Annotated in this window: 20 protein-coding genes, 1 pseudogene and 1 riboswitch; of the genes and pseudogenes, 4 read left to right on the top strand and 17 right to left on the bottom strand. The window is 39.7% G+C overall.

Annotated elements, in window-relative coordinates:
• Nucleotides 1–79: 79 nt before the first annotated feature.
• Nucleotides 80–179: riboswitch (purine riboswitch) on the bottom strand.
• Between the two features lie 376 nt (nucleotides 180–555).
• From AAHB12_RS05540 to AAHB12_RS05525, 4 genes and pseudogenes are all read right to left on the bottom strand, one after another.
• Nucleotides 556–1,305, bottom strand: a pseudogene (locus tag AAHB12_RS05540) (GerAB/ArcD/ProY family transporter); the annotation flags it as partial.
• Between the two features lie 309 nt (nucleotides 1,306–1,614).
• Entirely contained in the window at nucleotides 1,615–1,851 is a 237-nt protein-coding gene (locus AAHB12_RS05535) for a hypothetical protein (protein WP_129726131.1), read from the bottom strand.
• 465 nt (nucleotides 1,852–2,316) lie between these two features.
• The gene (locus tag AAHB12_RS05530; RefSeq protein WP_246040135.1) at nucleotides 2,317–2,466 is read right to left on the bottom strand and encodes a hypothetical protein; all 150 of its coding nucleotides are present in this window, start codon (nucleotides 2,464–2,466) and stop codon (nucleotides 2,317–2,319) included.
• 178 nt (nucleotides 2,467–2,644) lie between these two features.
• Nucleotides 2,645–2,878, bottom strand: coding sequence for a hemolysin XhlA family protein (locus AAHB12_RS05525; protein ID WP_129726130.1), 234 nt, complete (start codon nucleotides 2,876–2,878; stop codon nucleotides 2,645–2,647).
• Between the two features lie 336 nt (nucleotides 2,879–3,214).
• Between AAHB12_RS05525 and AAHB12_RS05520 the strand changes: the two genes are divergently transcribed.
• Entirely contained in the window at nucleotides 3,215–3,484 is a 270-nt protein-coding gene (locus AAHB12_RS05520; RefSeq protein WP_342044587.1) for a hypothetical protein, read from the top strand.
• 541 nt (nucleotides 3,485–4,025) lie between these two features.
• Here the strand turns inward: AAHB12_RS05520 and AAHB12_RS05515 are convergent.
• Both AAHB12_RS05515 and AAHB12_RS05510 read right to left on the bottom strand, forming a co-directional pair.
• On the bottom strand, nucleotides 4,026–4,280 hold the full coding sequence (locus AAHB12_RS05515; RefSeq protein WP_342044586.1) for a hypothetical protein: 255 nt from the start codon (nucleotides 4,278–4,280) through the stop codon (nucleotides 4,026–4,028).
• A gap of 611 nt (nucleotides 4,281–4,891) precedes the next feature.
• Nucleotides 4,892–5,083 (bottom strand): hypothetical protein, encoded by a 192-nt coding sequence (locus AAHB12_RS05510; RefSeq protein WP_165350649.1) that lies wholly within the window; start codon nucleotides 5,081–5,083, stop codon nucleotides 4,892–4,894.
• A 152-nt stretch (nucleotides 5,084–5,235) separates the two neighbouring features.
• Between AAHB12_RS05510 and AAHB12_RS05505 the strand changes: the two genes are divergently transcribed.
• Nucleotides 5,236–5,394, top strand: coding sequence for a hypothetical protein (locus AAHB12_RS05505; protein WP_165350648.1), 159 nt, complete (start codon nucleotides 5,236–5,238; stop codon nucleotides 5,392–5,394).
• A 165-nt stretch (nucleotides 5,395–5,559) separates the two neighbouring features.
• On the opposite strand, the gene AAHB12_RS05500 is transcribed toward AAHB12_RS05505, so the two are convergent.
• From AAHB12_RS05500 to AAHB12_RS05455, 10 genes are all read right to left on the bottom strand, one after another.
• Nucleotides 5,560–5,775 (bottom strand): small acid-soluble spore protein Tlp, encoded by a 216-nt coding sequence (locus AAHB12_RS05500; protein ID WP_129726127.1) that lies wholly within the window; start codon nucleotides 5,773–5,775, stop codon nucleotides 5,560–5,562.
• A 236-nt stretch (nucleotides 5,776–6,011) separates the two neighbouring features.
• The gene (locus AAHB12_RS05495; protein ID WP_129726126.1) at nucleotides 6,012–6,419 is read right to left on the bottom strand and encodes an SET domain-containing protein; all 408 of its coding nucleotides are present in this window, start codon (nucleotides 6,417–6,419) and stop codon (nucleotides 6,012–6,014) included.
• 232 nt (nucleotides 6,420–6,651) lie between these two features.
• Complete coding sequence (hxlB, locus tag AAHB12_RS05490) at nucleotides 6,652–7,203, bottom strand: 6-phospho-3-hexuloisomerase (RefSeq protein ID WP_342044585.1); 552 nt, start codon at nucleotides 7,201–7,203, stop codon at nucleotides 6,652–6,654.
• Complete coding sequence (gene hxlA / locus AAHB12_RS05485; RefSeq protein WP_342044584.1) at nucleotides 7,196–7,837, bottom strand: 3-hexulose-6-phosphate synthase; 642 nt, start codon at nucleotides 7,835–7,837, stop codon at nucleotides 7,196–7,198. Before hxlA ends, hxlB begins: the two co-directional genes overlap by 8 nt.
• Before the next feature lie 68 nt (nucleotides 7,838–7,905).
• A complete protein-coding gene (locus tag AAHB12_RS05480; RefSeq protein ID WP_342044583.1) occupies nucleotides 7,906–8,910 on the bottom strand; it encodes a LacI family DNA-binding transcriptional regulator in 1,005 nt (334 codons plus the stop codon).
• Between the two features lie 91 nt (nucleotides 8,911–9,001).
• Complete coding sequence (locus AAHB12_RS05475) at nucleotides 9,002–9,649, bottom strand: bifunctional 4-hydroxy-2-oxoglutarate aldolase/2-dehydro-3-deoxy-phosphogluconate aldolase (protein WP_129726122.1); 648 nt, start codon at nucleotides 9,647–9,649, stop codon at nucleotides 9,002–9,004.
• Nucleotides 9,650–9,852: 203 nt separating this feature from the next.
• Nucleotides 9,853–11,133: an MFS transporter gene (locus AAHB12_RS05470; protein ID WP_342044582.1), complete on the bottom strand. Its 1,281-nt coding sequence runs from the start codon at nucleotides 11,131–11,133 to the stop codon at nucleotides 9,853–9,855.
• Nucleotide 11,134: 1 nt separating this feature from the next.
• Entirely contained in the window at nucleotides 11,135–12,094 is a 960-nt protein-coding gene (locus AAHB12_RS05465; protein ID WP_342044581.1) for a sugar kinase, read from the bottom strand.
• A complete protein-coding gene (locus AAHB12_RS05460; RefSeq protein WP_129726119.1) occupies nucleotides 12,081–12,860 on the bottom strand; it encodes a sugar phosphate isomerase/epimerase family protein in 780 nt (259 codons plus the stop codon). Before AAHB12_RS05460 ends, AAHB12_RS05465 begins: the two co-directional genes overlap by 14 nt.
• Before the next feature lie 257 nt (nucleotides 12,861–13,117).
• Nucleotides 13,118–13,984, bottom strand: a complete 867-nt coding sequence (locus AAHB12_RS05455; RefSeq protein ID WP_342044626.1) for a LysR family transcriptional regulator — start codon at nucleotides 13,982–13,984, stop codon at nucleotides 13,118–13,120.
• 98 nt (nucleotides 13,985–14,082) lie between these two features.
• Here AAHB12_RS05455 and AAHB12_RS05450 point away from each other — a divergent pair, with 98 nt between their 5' ends.
• Together AAHB12_RS05450 and AAHB12_RS05445 are read left to right on the top strand one after the other, a co-directional pair.
• Complete coding sequence (locus tag AAHB12_RS05450; protein WP_342044580.1) at nucleotides 14,083–15,015, top strand: DMT family transporter; 933 nt, start codon at nucleotides 14,083–14,085, stop codon at nucleotides 15,013–15,015.
• Nucleotides 14,996–16,264 carry a CynX/NimT family MFS transporter gene (locus AAHB12_RS05445; RefSeq protein ID WP_342044579.1) on the top strand — a complete coding sequence of 423 codons (1,269 nt, stop codon included), beginning with the start codon at nucleotides 14,996–14,998 and terminating at the stop codon, nucleotides 16,262–16,264. Before AAHB12_RS05450 ends, AAHB12_RS05445 begins: the two co-directional genes overlap by 20 nt.
• A 165-nt stretch (nucleotides 16,265–16,429) precedes the next feature.
• Here the strand turns inward: AAHB12_RS05445 and AAHB12_RS05440 are convergent, their stop codons facing one another.
• Nucleotides 16,430–16,894: a PTS sugar transporter subunit IIA gene (locus AAHB12_RS05440; RefSeq protein WP_129726116.1), complete on the bottom strand. Its 465-nt coding sequence runs from the start codon at nucleotides 16,892–16,894 to the stop codon at nucleotides 16,430–16,432.
• Nucleotides 16,895–17,211 lie beyond the last annotated feature (317 nt).

The raw sequence follows: 17,211 nt of genomic DNA, 5'->3' as shown, positions 1-17,211 counted from the left end.
TTCCTGCTACGTCGAATTCGCTTCTAGATGGAAATTTTCCCTTTCTTAAAGTACAAAAAAATCCTGATTACAAATAAATGTAAAAAATACACTTATTTGTAATCAGGATTTTACGGTTCCTGGTAGAGACCCTCATACCATATCTATGAGGTTATACAATTTAGTTGTATACATTTTAAAGCATTCCTTACTATTTTTCAATAGAAAAGCCTTGATATAACGCGGATTTTTAGACATGAGTAATTGCGTTTTTAGTCTAGAAGAGACCTTTGACCACAATTCTATGCCAATCGTTGATATTTGCAATGACATTGTAAAGTCTGCCCTTAGGCGCTTTACCTCCAGTTTATTTTCAAAAAATAATCTTTCATTAGCTTTCCATAGGCACCATACTTAATATACCCCAAATCTCCGACGGATATATAATACTACGCATAATAAAACCGGGATGTAAGCTCCAAATATCGGATAAATATTTTTAAGAACAAAGTCGCTTTGCTCCATATGGGCAGCATAACTATCCGCAAAAAAAATAGATCGAGATAGGAAATCAGACTATGTTGCATTGGATTCAGACTTGATTTTCTTATCCTTTGCCCTTTTGAAACGATTACGTATTAGGGAAACGAGTAACATTAGCAATGGAATAATCATCAGAAGAGGAATATTAAGGTAATAATATAAAATGTCTCCGCCTTCTTCTCTAACTTCTGTATAACTGGAACCAATGATCATTGAAAAAAAGATAAGGATTACTCCGAATAGTACAAGAATGTGGCGATAGTTGTTTAACTTAAACAACTCGGCTATTCCAATTACGGTACAATACAGCAGGATAGATACTTTGAAAAACACTGTAATCAACAAGGTAAGAACAATAATGGCATCAAGTCGTTGGAGAAATTCGAAAAGATTAACTGTCCTAAGTGTTGATGATGTAGGAAACACGGATCTTTCTACTTGTTCAACACCAAGAACGGTGATATTTAAACTTGCTGTCCAACATAAGATAAGGCCACTTGAAATCAAGGTGGACAACCATACTTTTTTTACTGCTCCAGGACGATTTAAATAAGGGAGCAGCATCATAAAAGTAAGCATTTGACCAAAAGGATAAGAACTAATAATTGGAAAAGCTGTCGTCAGTATGGGTTTCCATCCATTTTCTAAAAATGGCTGCAAATTATGAAGACCAACATTACCTGAAACGAAAATTAAAAAGTTTCCTGCTATCCCAAACAGGAGCAAAATAACGACAAACACCTCTGCTGTTCTCCCTAATACTTCAATTCCTAAATAAAGTACACAACAGCAAAGAACTTCTTTCTCGCTGTTTTTTTATCTTCTATACAGCATTTTATACATTCTCGTCACAGCAACGTTTTGTGAGGAAAGAAATCACGCTAGACTGAATAAACTTCCGCATAGCATTGAGTTGTTGGATTTGCTCTGGATCACGAATTAACTGCACGAAGTTTATTCCATCCCCTTTCTAAAACAAAAGAGGACACCGAAACAAAGAGCAAATATGCTCCCTGAATCAGTGCCCTCACGCTCTCAATCTTGGACTATATTAGATTAGCAATTATGAGCAAATAACTTTTTGGTTGTATTTCAGTCTGCCTTTTTATTCAATTCTGCAATGAATTTTCGAAAATTCTCATTTTCACGAAAAAAAGAAGATGCAAAGTCAGCATATACAGAAAACATTCCTTCGATGGCGTTCCATGCGTTTCCAACCGCTCTCTGAAATTCTACAGCTTCTTCAGATTGCAAAAACTGTTCAATCGCTTCTCTATCTCCGCTCTCTGCAAGTGCTCTGATTTTATTCATCGTTTCTAAACTAAACATCCATTACAACTCCTTTCCAAATGATGTTTTTAAATAAAACCATCATTTTTTAGCCAATGTGCTTGAGCTTCCTTTAATTCTGCTGCTTTATCGTGATACCCCATTATTCGCGCAGATAGGACAATCAGTTTATGCCCTAACAAAAACGACAGATCAGTAAGGAGAAACCTGTTTCTCCTCAAATCGACTCCCGTCCTTGTTGATGATATATTTTGCAAACCTTACACCGATTTCAACATTAACGATGAGCTACTTTTCTGTATAGTCCAAATTTCAGAAAGCAACTTCATTTGCCTGCATAAACGTTTTGTATTGTAGAGCATCCTCTATCTGCCTAGTGAAATATTCCTTCACTTTACCTATATGCTATTACAAATAGTCCTGTTTCAACATTTTTGATTACAAACGCTTTGACGGGCCCTTTCACTTCTGAATTCAGGCTTTGTTAAACCTTCACTTTCACTACTACATTCCAATAATTTGCTCAGTGCCTCTATACTTACCACCTAAAACATTCACCTCATGGTCTGACCAAACACCCAGTAACACGTCCGCTGTATATACAATCTCTTGAATTTTGCCGAGAGTACCTTCGCACCCAACAAGTCCAAACATCTACAGCACCAATCCAACCAACGTAAAAAGAGCAACCCATGTTTTCCAGTTGCTCAAGCGTTTTCCAATATTCTCTTTTGTGAGCTTCATAGTAAAATTCCTTATTTAGCTCACTATTTTCTATTGCAAACATGAATCAATCGACCATATAGGCTCGTCTATCTAATATGAAGTAACCTTACAGCCCTCCTCGAAATAAAACTGATAAGATATACGTAATAACGGCTCCTATGATAACACGCAGAATCCAAGTAGTATTACTTTTGATTCCTTGCAAATCTTCCTTAATTTCATTGATGTCTTTTTCATCAAGAAGTATTCTTGTTTCTAAAGCACGGACATCTCGGTATAGGTCCCGTTGTTCTTCCTTAAACTGTTTCAGCTCTTCTTTTGTACATTGATTTTCTTCCATATATCACTCTCCTCCTAACACTATCAGTTTGTCCTATTATTATATGTAAGGAAAGCCTAAGTAGTGATAGAAGGTGTCATAAGATGTCTAATATCTTTATCCCCCCTTTCATAAGTAAGCCGATTAGTCCAACCACGATAGCACCAATGATAATACGCAAAGTCCACGTTGTATTGCTACTGATTTTTTCTAATTGTTTATTACTTGTAAAATGAAGCCTTGATTAAATATAGCCATTAATAATCTGAGCAAATAAGATAAGCTCTCAGTTGCGTATAGAGACATAACATGTAAGAGAAAACTAACCACTCTAAAAAGGGAGAGAAACAAGTTATTATGACAATCCATCGACAATTCTCTATCGTTGGACCCGTTGGACCCGTCGGAATCGTCGGACCCATCACACCCATCGGACCCGTTGGAAGCGGACCCATCGGAATCGGCGGAGTCCTCACCTATACTTCTATACAGCAGACACTTCATGGACTTCACCAGCTACCATTGCTTCATCATCCTATACCGCTCCAGCCATTACCACAGCTCATACATTATTATCCCCCTGTACATCATTTTCCTGACCCTTCTATCCATCTCACATATTACTAACTTATTTATTTGACTCGTTACGTCATTTCCAGAGAGGGTCATTGGCTCTCCTTTACTCCAAAACGTTTTTTTCGTACCTGTGCATACTGATCTGGTATTGTGTGCACATTACTTACCAACTACCAGTCCTCTTCTTTAACAGCCAGGAAACCCGCACCTATTTTGCCTTGGCGAACTATTCGGGATTACCGAGCAGTTTGCCATTTTTTATGCTACACACTCACTGCATGCTCTATCAACCTGCCTGTAGAAGACATCTAACGTTGAATAAAGTTTCATTATTATGGAAAAAGTAAACTAAGTACCATTAAAGAAAGGGTGCGCTACCTACAGTCGCGCGCTTCTGGATATGCAGCAAAGAACGATTAAACACTTTGAGAAAACAATGAAACAGAAAAAAGCCCACCCCTAACTGGTAGGCTTTGACCACATTTTTGACCACACACTACTATGAAATAGCGTGAATTAGAGTAAAAGCCAATAAGTAGTGAACCTTGTAAAACCTTGATATAACGTGGTTTATCAGACATGAGAAATTACGTTAATGCTGTTTATGATGACAATCATCGCTGTCATAATCGTCTACTGTGTACAGAGAAGGATGAAACAAAAGAACACCCATTCTCTCTTGGTGAGTTGAGCTATTCTTAGCTGTGCCACTAGAGTAATTGGCTGCTGCAGTTTTAATACGTTCCACTTCTTTATTTTTCTGTTTTGCCGAATTATTCTTAGACAGGTTGTAAACAATTCCCCCTAAAATAAGAAACCCTGCAGCCTCCAGTGCTAAATTATACATGTATAAGTCCCTCCTCCTGGCTATCTCTACCCAATCATGGGCAACTCCACCCAATTAATGACCTGCGATCCTGCTTCTTCAGCTATTTCAGCAACATGTTTCTCAAACCAAACCACTTTAATCTGTTATTTTATTTTTTCGATGTAATCCATCTCATTTCCTTCATTAAGTAAGCCTTTGTTCTGTTCGGGGAAGCTTTAAGTTTGATAAACTTCTTAATTAGTAGTATTATTCTTGTTAAATTCTTTGAAACGGAGGGAATATAATGAATTAGTTTCGACTGATCCCCGTTATTTTCTTTTCCTTATCAGCATTTTCATTATTTACATTTCAAGTCGGAGAAGTAATTAGTTCTATTCAGAAATTAATAGAATTTTATAAACACACATAATAAAGGAACAGCGTGGATCCCTTCGCCGGTTGGCGAGCCCTGCCCTTGGGCGAAGACAGTGGCGTAGCCCTACTTATACTGTGTTCCTAAAATTTCCGACTACGTCGAATTCGCTTCTAGCTAGAAATTTATACTTTCTTACAGTGTAAAGAAAAAAGCCCACCTCTCATTTGGCGGACTTTGACCATGTTGAGTCAGCTAGTGATTTGCTTCAATGCAGTCACTGCTCATCCTCATTTTGGTGTTCCTTCATTACGTTATTTACCAAATTTTGCGTTGCATCTCGAGTTGGTTCAACCGCATTTTCAATAGCGGTTTGGACATAATTGGTTCCCGATTGTACTCCATTTTTAAAAATCTTCGTTTTGTTTTCTACACTATTGTTTAAGCGTTGATTATTATCAGACATCATTTATACCTCCAAGAATTCATTCCATTTTATATTGCCATCAACACCGAAAAAATATGCAATTGATACACTCCTTAAGTTAAATGGACGAAATTTTAGATGTAACCCAAAAAGACGCAGCATCCTTTTAATTTGTATTCAAAGGAGGGCAGAGAATGAAAGAGCTTGTCGGGACATGCAAATGCTGCAAAAAGAATATTTACTGTATGGCTGGTTTTTTAAATGGAGTCATTCTAAAGCAAGGAGAACTCCTTTGTTTTTCCTGTCACAATAAGAAGGAGTTCGTCAGCTCGGTGGATCCAGGGCATAAATAACCTTTAAAGAAAACTCGTCGATTGGCGAGCCCTGCCTTTGGGCGAAGACAGAGACGTAGTTGCACTTATACTGTATTCCTAAAATTTCTCGCTACGTCGAATTGTTTTCCAGTTAGAAATTTATACTTTCTTACAGTGCAAAAAAAGACTCCTGGTAAAGGAGTCTTAATGTTGTCTTTCATCTTCCAATTCATGTTTCATGCCTTCAATCGCTGCTTCCCTGCGCTCGTTCTTCGCTTGGATTTGCGCTTTGATCGTTGGGCTTTCAGTGTTGCTCATTGTTTCTTTTGCTTTTTCAATATTCCCTTCTGTGTTCTGAATATGCTGCGCAAGATGAGCCGCATTATCGGCACGATTGTCTGGATTTGTACGCTGTTCCATATAAAAAAACCTCCTTTTCTTTTGCAACGCTTGTATTATGTGATAAGTTTGACAGAATTATGTATCTATGAATGAAAATTCCATAGGATTTGGCTGTAGGGGCTAATCTACATTTACCTGATAAAATCTAAGCCTTGAATTACTTTATTCAAGGCTTAGATTTATGTAGACTACCGTATAAATTTTTTAACAGGCAAAGGGAGCTACAAGAAAGTCATTGATCAATTTTCAAACTGTCAATTCCTCTCTTCTTCGCCACCATCCTTCTCTTCACTATTAAACCATAGCGGATCGTCATTATCGACCTCACCATTGTAGTTAATGAGTATCTCTTCCCCTGCTTTTATATCTGTATAGGCATAGAAATCAAATGTATGATTATCAAAGTTAATATCATACACAGCATTAGGCGTGTATGAATGATTAAACAGCATGCCATATCCTAAAAGGATCGCCGTATGGTTTTTACCGTATTCAAATGCATAATCGGCAAGGATGGTTTTCTCTATAAAAACATGCTCTTTATTCGGATAAGCAATAACGGGTGCTTCATGGAGAAGCTCACCTTTTTTTATATCGCGCGTCGCAAATACTCCTCTATTAAAATCCCCATCGCTAAGTTCAGAAGTCTTTATCTCAATCATATTAGTCACCTGTATGTCCTTTTCTATGAATTCCTTTATTTTCTTAAGTTTGCCACTTGCTGAAGAGGAAAGCAACTATTTGCATTCATGAATACAAAAATTATATTAGTAAGTGTCTCTTGTGGCTTATATATACCGGTTAACATATAGCTCCCCATCCATAGCAAGAACACACAAAAGCGGTTAGGTCGTAACCTAACCGCAATTCATGTACAGCTTAGTATGGACACCACTATTCTACATTACTATGCATACGAAAAGCATCACTATGCCCAATCTGCTGTAGCGCAGCATAGCGCAGGCAGATTGTATCAAAGATAAGATGCATGCATTGATCAAATAATGACCCTAGCGGCTGAACACTTTTCATTTCATCCTGACGACGATATTTCGTAGCAGCCGGTACGTGGACAGATAGGGATGCATAAGAAGCTAGCTCTGACTCCAAATTTGTTGTAAATGCAATTACACGACAGCCGCATTCCTTTGCTTTTTCCGCGGCCCAAGACACATTTTTTGTTTTCCCCGACCCTGATACAGCAATCAGGATATCTCCCTCTCTAATGGCAGGAGTAATGGTTTCTCCCATCACAAAGACATGTGCTCCCAAATGCATAAGACGCATTGCAAAGGATTTAGCCATCAACCCGGAACGTCCTTCCCCTATAACAAAAATACGTGTTGGTGTCTGCAGCGCTCGGCTTACCTCTTCAATCGCATTCGTGTCTACTAAACCTAGAACCTCTTGAATTTCTCCTAAAATGCTTTTGATATCATTATGCATGTGCTCTCTCCTCTATCGATAAAATATATTCTTTTATTTGCTTTGCTGCTGCTTTCGGATTGGCAGCCTTCGTAATAGCAGATCCAATAATAACCACTGTTGGTGACAATTTTGCCAGTATATCAAGTGATTCGAGTGAAATACCGCCGGCAACAGCCCATTCTGCAGATAGGCTTTTTGGGATGCCTGCATGCGCGCTTGTTTGCTTTCCCGCGATTTCTTGCTGATCCTTGCTAACATGTGCGCAGAAAATTGCTGCATCGTACTGCCGTAATTGTTGTATATGTTCCTCATTTGTATTCAATAAATCAACCATTACTCTTTTATCATACTGGGCAGCCATGTGTAAGCATGTTTCAATCGTAACAGGCGGCGCAACCCCCATAACCGTTGCCAGATCCGCTCCTGCTTCAAAGCATAATTGAAACTCGTATTTCGCATTATCAATGGTTTTGATATCTGCAACTATTATTTTATTTGGGAAAGCTTCCTTCAAAGCTCGAATGCTGCTAGTACCAAATTCTTTAATTAACGATGTTCCTACTTCAACCCAATCCACATAATCTTCTACTTGTCTTGTCATTTCAATTGCTTCTTCTACTGTCATCCGGTCAAGTGCCAATTGTATTTTCATGCTAATCCCCCTTAATAAACCGATTTAGTAAAGTCTGAAAAAGAAATACGTCCCTTCTGTCAGGTCGGCTACGGCCTGCCTGCAGAAGATTCACGTATAATTAACTCGCACGGAAATGTATAGAGTTCAGACTCCATTGCTTCTTGCTTAATTTGCCGAGTAAGCAATTCTGAGGCTCGTTTCCCAATTTCATATGCCGGTTGAGCAATCGTTGTAATTGTCGGTGTAGAAATATCGGCAAATGGGATATTGTCAAATACAATGACTGCCAGCTCCTCAGGAATGCGAATTTGTTTCCTTTTAATGAATGACATTACCTCAAAAAACGATAAATCATTTGCTGCCACTAAAGCTGTGGGCTTTTCTGAAAGAGAAAACATATTTTCCAGCTCATAAGAAATAGCTGAAATTTCCACGGACTTCATGTAGTTTTCGTTTAAAGCAATACCGTGCTGCTCCAAAGCTTGCTTGTAACCCGCTAAGCGCTCTTTACGAGGATGGGTTGTTAATGGCGGAGTGACAATTGCTATATTCCGATGTCCATTTTCAAGCAAATGTGAGACTGCCTCGCAGGTTGCCTCCCTATTATTCACTACAACCGTGTCAATATGAACACCCTCTATTTTCCGATCCACAAATACAACCGGATAGCGTTCTTGCTCCATCTCTGTATACAGCTTTGTATTTCCACCGGTCGGAAAAATAATAAGTCCGTCCACTTGCCTTGCCCGCAGCATTTCAATGTATTTCTTTTCCTTGTGAGGATCATCATCGGCATTACAAACAATCGCATGCATATCGTGCTCATGGCAATAATCCTCAATAGCTCTGCTTATTTCAGTAGATACACGATGCATAATATTAGCGACAATAATCCCCATCATATATGTCCGCTTTTGCTTTAAGCTTCTCGCCACATAATTCGGACGATAGCCTAATTGCTCTATCGCGCGTTTGATTTTCTCTTTCGTTTCCTCACCCATATATTCATAACGCTCATTTAAAAATTGAGACACTGTACTTTTAGAAACCCCTGCCTCCTTGGCTACGTCAGCCATTGTTACTGTCTTCATATATACCTCTTCCTCTTAACTGAAATATTGTCTATAACCATTGTAGCAGTTACATATGGCATTATCTAGTTACCTAGGACGAGAAGCAGGTTTAACGTTGTACCATTTGTTTAGCAACATCCACTTGTTCCACAAAACATCGAGCCCTTTCTGTCAACTGAAACAAGGACGCTGAATCTACCTCCTGCTTCGCAGCCACTAAAGTACTCCCTACTCCAATTGCAACAGCACCAGCTTCCATATACTCCTTAGCATTCCCTAGATGAAGACCTCCTGTCGGCATCAGCGGAATATGCGGAAGCGGCCCAGCCACTGTTTTGAAATACCCTGGTCCAAGAACATGCGCAGGAAATACCTTTATAAGATCCGCCCCTGCCTCATAAGCCTGGAGAATCTCAGTTGGCGTCATGGCACCTGGAACACTTATCACCCCATATCGTTTTGCCATTCTAATAGTTTCTTTATTTACAGTTGGAGAAAAAATAAATTGTGCACCTGATAAAATAGCCGTTCTCGCTGTTTCTGCATCTAACACAGTACCTGCCCCTATTAAAACATCAGACTCACACTCCGCCCGAAGCCTTTGAATGATTTGTGGCGCGTTTGGTGTTTCCATTGTAATTTCAAGCGCCGTTACCCCTCCTAAGCGTAATGCCTGTGCAATGGGAATAATCGTATCGATTGTCGTGTTCCGAATTACCGCAACAATTTTCCGCTTCTTTATTTCATGGATAGGCATCGATTCTCCCCCTTAGCTAAATTTCTATTTACTTGCGGTGTTACTTGGGTGTAGAGCAATCATATAGACTAGACACATCTTTGAGCATCTGCCATAGATGCTCAAAGATGTGAAGATACTTCTATGCCATAGTCAATACTTTGTAGTATAATACTAGTTAGGTAGTGTGTTATTTATTTTGGTGCTTGGTGAATGCCGGTTCATCAAGCACTTTTTTCTGTTGTTTTTTTCGCTTTTGCTGCACCAGATCCTTTTACTGCAATAATGGTTAAGAGGGATGAAAGGAATAAGGAAGCTGCCATAAACATATAAGAGGCACCAAATCCGCCTGTTGCTCCATTTAAATATCCTACAATATATGATCCTGCAAACGATCCTAAAGCTCCCATACTATTAATTAAAGCCATCGCTCCACCTGCTACATTACGCGGCAGAATCTCTGGAATAATCGCAAAGAATGGTCCGTATGGCGCATACATAGCTCCGCCTGCAATAACAAGAAGAATGAAAGACAGCCAGAAGTTGCTTGTTCCAACAAGATACGATGCCGAAAATGCCAAAGCACCAATGAAAAGGAATGTCCAAACAAAACCGGAACGATTTAATGTTTTATCAGAAAAATGAGAGCTTACTAACATTAAAATAACTGCTAATAGGTACGGAACTGATGAGAGCCAGCCGGTTTTCACAATATCCATATCAGGTGCTGCTTTAATAATAGAAGGCAGCCACATCACGAATCCATATACACCGATGCTCCATAACGCATATTGCAAACTGAGCAAAATAACTGTTTTTGACTTAAATGCTTCCATATAGTTTTTTACAGGTTTTAAGCCTTGTTGTTCTTGCTCCATTTGCTCCTGCAGCTGTTGTTTTTCTCTATCTGTTAACCATTTCGCTTCCTTCGGCTTATCATTTACAACTTTCCACCAAATGAATGCCCAAAGCACAGCTGGCAGTCCCTCAAGGATAAACATCCATCTCCATCCTACAGACTCAACTAAATAGCCTGATACAATAGACATCCATAATACTGTTACCGGATTTCCCAAAATTAAAAATGTATTTGCGCGAGATCGCTCTGCTTTCGTAAACCAATGGCTTAGGAATACAAGCATTGAAGGCATAACAGCACTTTCCACAACACCTAATGCAAAACGGATAACCATAAGCCATTTCACGTCACTGATCATGCCAGTTGCAGTAGCCAAACCACCCCAAAGAAGTAAAGACCAGAAAACCAGCTTTTTTGTGCTTTTATTTTCTGCATAATGAGCGCCGGGAATTTGGAAAAAGAAGTAACCTAAGAAAAATAACGATCCAAGGAGCGAGGACATAGAAGCCGTAATATGCAAATCCTTCGCCAAACCAGCCGCAGCTCCAAAGCCGTAATTTGCACGGTCTAGATAGGCTAAGCTGTATGTGATAAAAACGACTGGAATCAAACGATACCAACGTGATTTTGCAATTGTATTTTGCATATTATCTCACCCCTGTTAAAATTTGGTTTATAAATCCCTCTAATCTCTCCCGATTCGGATAACCGTCACTGTCCCCCGCCGACTGAACTGCAAGTGCGCCAATCGCGTTCCCGCGCACAACAGATTCCTCTGCCGAAAGCCCTTCCAATAAAGCGCTAACAACTCCTACAGCAAAGCCATCACCGGCACCGACTGTATCAATAACATGCTCTACTTTATAACCAGCTACCATACCTTTTTTCTGCGCTGTTTGATAAAATGCTCCCTTCTCACCAAGCTTAATCACGACCAGCTTTATCCCCTGCTCCAAATAAAATGCCGCAATATCTTCTGGCTTCTCATGTCCTGTTAAAATCCTTCCCTCCGCAATGCCTGGAAGCACATAATCGCTTTGGAAAGCAATTTCGTTCGTAACCTGAATCATCTCTTCTTTTGAATTCCATAAAGACGGTCGCAAATTCGGATCAAAGGAAACCGTTTTTCCTGCCTTCTTCATAAAACGAAGTGCATGATTGGCAAATTCCCTCGTGTGGGCCGAAATCGCTAACGGAATACCTGACATATGCAAATGTCTTGCTGACAAGAAATACTCTTCATTAAAATCATCAACACTTAAGTAACTCGCTGCGGAGCCCTTTCTAAAATACTGTACCTCCGGGTCTCCCGCTGTTACCTTTGATTTTAGCTGAAAACCAGTTGGGAAGCGGGAATCAACTAAAACTTGTTCAATATTAACACATTCCTTCTGCAAAGCTTGCGCGATGTATTTTCCAAAAGCGTCATCCCCTACCTTACTAACCCAGCCAGCTTGCAGCCCTAATCTGGAAAATCCAATTGCTGTATTCGTCTCAGCTCCAGCCAGTGACCTAGTATACTGCTGCACATTATGCAATGACCCTACTTCATTAGCAATAAACATTGCCATTGCTTCGCCAAATGTTACTACATCAAGCTTTGTCATATTGCTTCACCTTACTCTCTTGTTCTTTTATCGTATTTACATAGCACTTCGTCATCTCCCCAGATGCAAGCGGAAATTCCAACGCTGTCAAAACGTTGTTAGGAAACTGAGCTAAGACTGTTCTCCACGCTGCATCCATATCAAATGGCAAAGGCAACGTTATGAATGATCCGTCCTTTTTCTCCACGTGCTTCAAATGCACATACACTGTGTAAGGACGTAATTGTTCTAATGCTTCGTATACGTCTTCCCCTGTGTACGCCCAATTTCCAACATCAAATGTCATTTTTACAGGTACATGAGAAGCAGCAGCGTTTTCAAAAAAGGCTTTCAAGCGTTTCATATTCCCGCCATGCTCTGTCTGGTCATTTTCCACAAGCAGCACGCATGCAGCATATTCTTCTTCCCATGCCTCGCTTAACTCCTGCAGACAAGAGATTCCACTTTGAAAATGCCCCAGTGGAAATTTAATCATATTTGCACCGAGTTCCTTTGCTTCATGCAATGCCAGCGTTACAAGGTGATGATTAAACTGTCCAGCCTCCTTCCACAATTCAATTGGTGCAGAATAGATGGAAAATAAGTTTTGGAAGCGAATATGCCTTCCTAACTTAGAAAAAGAAAGTGTCTCGAGCGGCAATAGCTCACGACGAATTTCTACTCCATCTGCACCTGCTTTCGCAATAGCGGAAATCAGCTCCTCCTGTTCTAGCTCTGTCATTCTTTCTGCTTTGTAAGCATTTAATGGAACTATAACTTGTTTCAAGTTACACCCTCCTTCCTTTTGATAAACCGATTTAGTAAAACGGTTTAGTTAGATTATAAGTCTATGAAAACGCTTTTTCAATAGTTAATTTTTAAAAATGATAAAAAATTATAAACTTTTTATCATCCCACCTATTATGAGAGCATGCTATTTTCAACAAACTTCTTTAAGATCACTAACGCCAGCCTGCAAGTAATCCGTTTCTTCTCCTAAAATTTCCGACATTGAAAAAAGTTCACGTTATCCGTGAACTTTTTTCAATGAAATACTTCGCGTACCATTTGAATAAATACCTGTACAGCAAACGAAGTTTCCTTTAATGAAGGAACCGCCAAAGCAATTTCCCTCCAAACCTGCGGATTTAGATTCCTGACCTTAACATTGGGCGGAAGAGTTGAGAACGACATTTCAGCTAAGATCGTCAGCCCTAATCCTTCTTGTACCATGTTTAGTGCTGTGCTTACATTCGAGACAGTAAATTCCTTTCGAAGCCTTGCTTTAGCCTGATGAAACATATCGATAATTGGAGATTCATATCCCCCTTTAAATACAATTAATGGCTCATTTTCTAAATCCTTTATACTAATGGATGGCTTTATATACAACGGATGATCATCTCGCAGGACAACAACCATCTTATCCTTAGCGAGTGAAAGAGTATCCATTTCTTCGCTTGGAAGGATGATAATCCCGACATCTATCACCCGGGTCAATAACCATTCATTCACTTCCTCAAGTGTACCTTCATGCAAAACAAGCTCTAATTTAGGATATTTCTCCCGAAAGACACGGATGATTTTTGGCAGAAAATGAGCAGAGGCGCTCGGAAAACTGCCGATGCGGATTGTTCCTACTTCGAGACCTTTTTCAACAGCTACCTCTTGTTCAATCTTTTCGATCCCTATTAAAATCTCCCGAATGTGAACAATGATACGTTTTCCTACATCAGTAAGAATTAATCCCTTACGGCGATCACGAATAAAAAGTGTGACGCCTAACTCAGATTCAATGCTGAGTATTGCATGACTAACAGCTGGTTGTGTCATATTAAGTGCTTGTCCTGCTTTTGTAAAGCTCCCCATCTCAACCGTTTTTACAAATACTTGAAGCTGCGTAATGGTCATAACTAAATACTTATGCTCCTTATAAAAAACATTCATTTTATTTATCCTAACAAATAGCTTATCATAGTGCAGCAAGATATAACAAGGAGTGATATCTGATGGAACAGCTTTCCCGAACACGAACCGCTTTGCTTATCGTGTTTTTAGTTTTGGTTTGGGGAGTAAATTGGCCTTTATCCAAGTTCGCTCTCTCCTATACACCGCCCCTGCTATTCGCAGGTATACGAACATTAATAGGGGGACTTCTATTATTAATTGTTGCAATACCAAGGTATAAACAGATGCGTTTAAAAGAAAGATGGCATATATATCTGGTTTCTTCTGCATTTAATATCATTTTATTTTACGGGCTTCAAACTGTAGGATTAGGCTATCTGCCTGCTGGACTGTTTTCAATTATTGTATTCCTCCAGCCTGTGCTGCTCGGAATTTTTTCTTGGGCATGGCTTGGGGAATCCATGTTCAGATTAAAAATTCTTGGTTTATTCCTTGGATTTGCTGGTGTCGCAACTGTAGGTGCCAAGGGATTATCTGGTCATATCTCAGTTCTAGGCATTGTTCTCGCTCTAGGCTGTGCTTTTAGTTGGGCCATTGGAACGGTATTTGTGAAAAAAGCAGGCCATGCTGTAGATTCCATCTGGCTCACTACGCTTCAGCTTATCATCGGCGGCCTTTTCATGATAGGAGTTGGCTCCAAATTTGAGAGCTGGTCCAATATTATTTGGGACGCGGCATTTATTTGGGATTTACTTTTTATTTCGGTCTTCGTCATTGCGGCAGGTTGGTTAGTTTTTTTCAAACTCGTCAACTCAGGAGATGCAAGTAAAGTAGCATCGTACACATTTTTCATTCCATTCATTTCCTTATTAGCAAGTATCATCTTTTTTAATGAAGCATTCACCATTTCCCTGCTCATAGGGCTTATTTTGATTGTTGCCAGTATCACTCTTGTAAATTCTAAGCCTAAGCCATTAAAAGCAGCTATTCAAACATCTCATGTTACTCTACAACATGAAAGTCAAGGAGAGTAATCATATGCATTCAAAACATACTGTGGCTAAAGCACACTCTTCTTCCCGTTTAAGAACCTGGATACTTATTATAGGAATAATCTGTGCTGCCGCTAATCTGAGATCTCCTCTTACAGGTGTAGGACCTATCTTGGAATTCATTCAGTCGGATACAGGGATGTCCAATACATTAGCAGGAATGCTGACAACTTTGCCGTTGCTTGCATTTGCTTTTTTTTCACCGCTTGCGCCTAAACTTGCCCGCAATATAGGGATGGGGTATACACTATTTGGTGCCTTGCTTTTGCTCGCAGTAGGGATTATCCTCCGTTCTGTACCAGTGACGGGTACATTGTTTATCGGTACAGCTTTGATTGGTATTGCAATCGCCATATGTAATGTACTTTTACCAAGTTTAATCAAACAGGAATTTCCGTATAAGGTTGGACTTATGACAGGTGTATACTCAGCTTCCATGAATATGTGGGCAGCGATCGCATCCGGAATCAGCATTCCTCTTGCTCAAGGGTTAGGTTTTGGTTGGCGTATTTCTCTTGCTTGTTGGATACTGCTGTCTCTCATATCCATTGCGGTCTGGATCCCGCAATTGCGAACCCATAAGCCCCGCAGCAGTTCCGTTCATACAAAAGAATCTTTATGGCATTCCAAACTAGCATGGAACGTAACTATGTTCATGGGATTACAGTCTGTTGTCTTCTATTCTGTTGTTACTTGGCTTCCTGCTATTCTTCACCAACAGGGAGTTAGCCAATCCGCAGCAGGATGGCTCCTGTCTTTAGCGCAGCTTGCAAGCCTTCCGCCTACCTTTATTGTGCCGATCATAGCAAGCCGCAGTTCAAGTCAACGCGGCCTCGTTGGTTTCATTGTAGCTGTCTTGCTTCTCGGCTACATTGGACTTCTTAGTGGGGCAACTGCCTTCGTGCCCTTATATGTTATACTGCTTGGCATTGGCACCGGGTCAGGCTTTGGCTTAGCTACTATGTTTTTTACCTTGCGTACTCGTAACGCACATGAAGCAGCTGAATTATCAGGCATGGCTCAATCTGTTGGTTACTTACTAGCAGCAGCCGGGCCAATTCTTTTTGGATTTGTACATGACCTGACTCACAATTGGACTATTCCTTTACTTATCTTGGTTGCTGCAGCCATTCTTCTCTTTATTTTTGGGATGGGAGCTGCTAGCAGCAACTACGTAACCTCTACAAAAAGGAATTCAACATTTGATTTTCAAAAACAAAAGGGAAGTTAAAGGAGTGCAAAAAGCATCGGCCTGATGATAAAAACATCCCTTCTTCTTTGGAAGCTATGTTTGCCCCATGCACTGTTTCAACTCATCGGAGACTAAGGAAAAAGGAGATGGCATCATTCGTTCCATCTCCTTTTTCTTGATTGCTCTTCCAATCATTAGCGTATATTAGATAACTTTTATTTCTTGTCCCTCTATAACTACCTTTTCATTTTCTTTCAAATTTGTAAACACTACTGGTGTAATGATAGAAGGCACTTTATCTTTTATCGATGCAAAGTCAACTTCCAATAACTTCTGTCCTTTTTTGACAGCTTGTCCATCCTTTACAAACACAGTAAATCCTTCACCTTTTAGGGTAACAGTTTCCAGTCCCACATGAATTAGGACTTCCCTCCCATTAACATCCTGCAGGCTTACCGCGTGCTTCGTAGGAAATACACTAACCACTTCTCCATCTATAGGTGATACAACTGTTCCGTTTGTTGGATTTACCGCAAAGCCATCTCCCATCATTTTTTGAGAAAATACAGGATCTGGAACTGCATCTATCGGAAGCAGTGCACCTTCTAATGGCGCTAAAATAGCAGTGTCCTTTTCGACCTTCTTACTCTTAAATAAATTCTTAAACATCTTAATTCCCCCTATATATAAGTAATTTTGATTAAACTGATAACGCTTTCTTATCCACACTCACTTTGAACCGATTCCAAAACTGGAAACTCTAGTACTCATACTTTACTAGTTCAAATAGTCCATCCTGCTAGCAGCTTACAACAATGTCGCTATTTATTTGTGTCAATCAGGGAATCGCTTTCTTATACAGAAAAGCTTTTTGTCCATTCACAAAAAAGGAACCGGTTCCTTTTTTGGCCAAAAAATAAATACCCGAACACTCTATCATTCCGGAATCGTTTTCAATTTGAATTATATTCTTCCATTTACGTCTT

Source organism: Bacillus sp. OTU530 (assembly GCF_038440375.1).
Note: the sequence above shows the minus strand (reverse complement) of the source record. Positions and strands in the feature narration are given on the sequence as shown.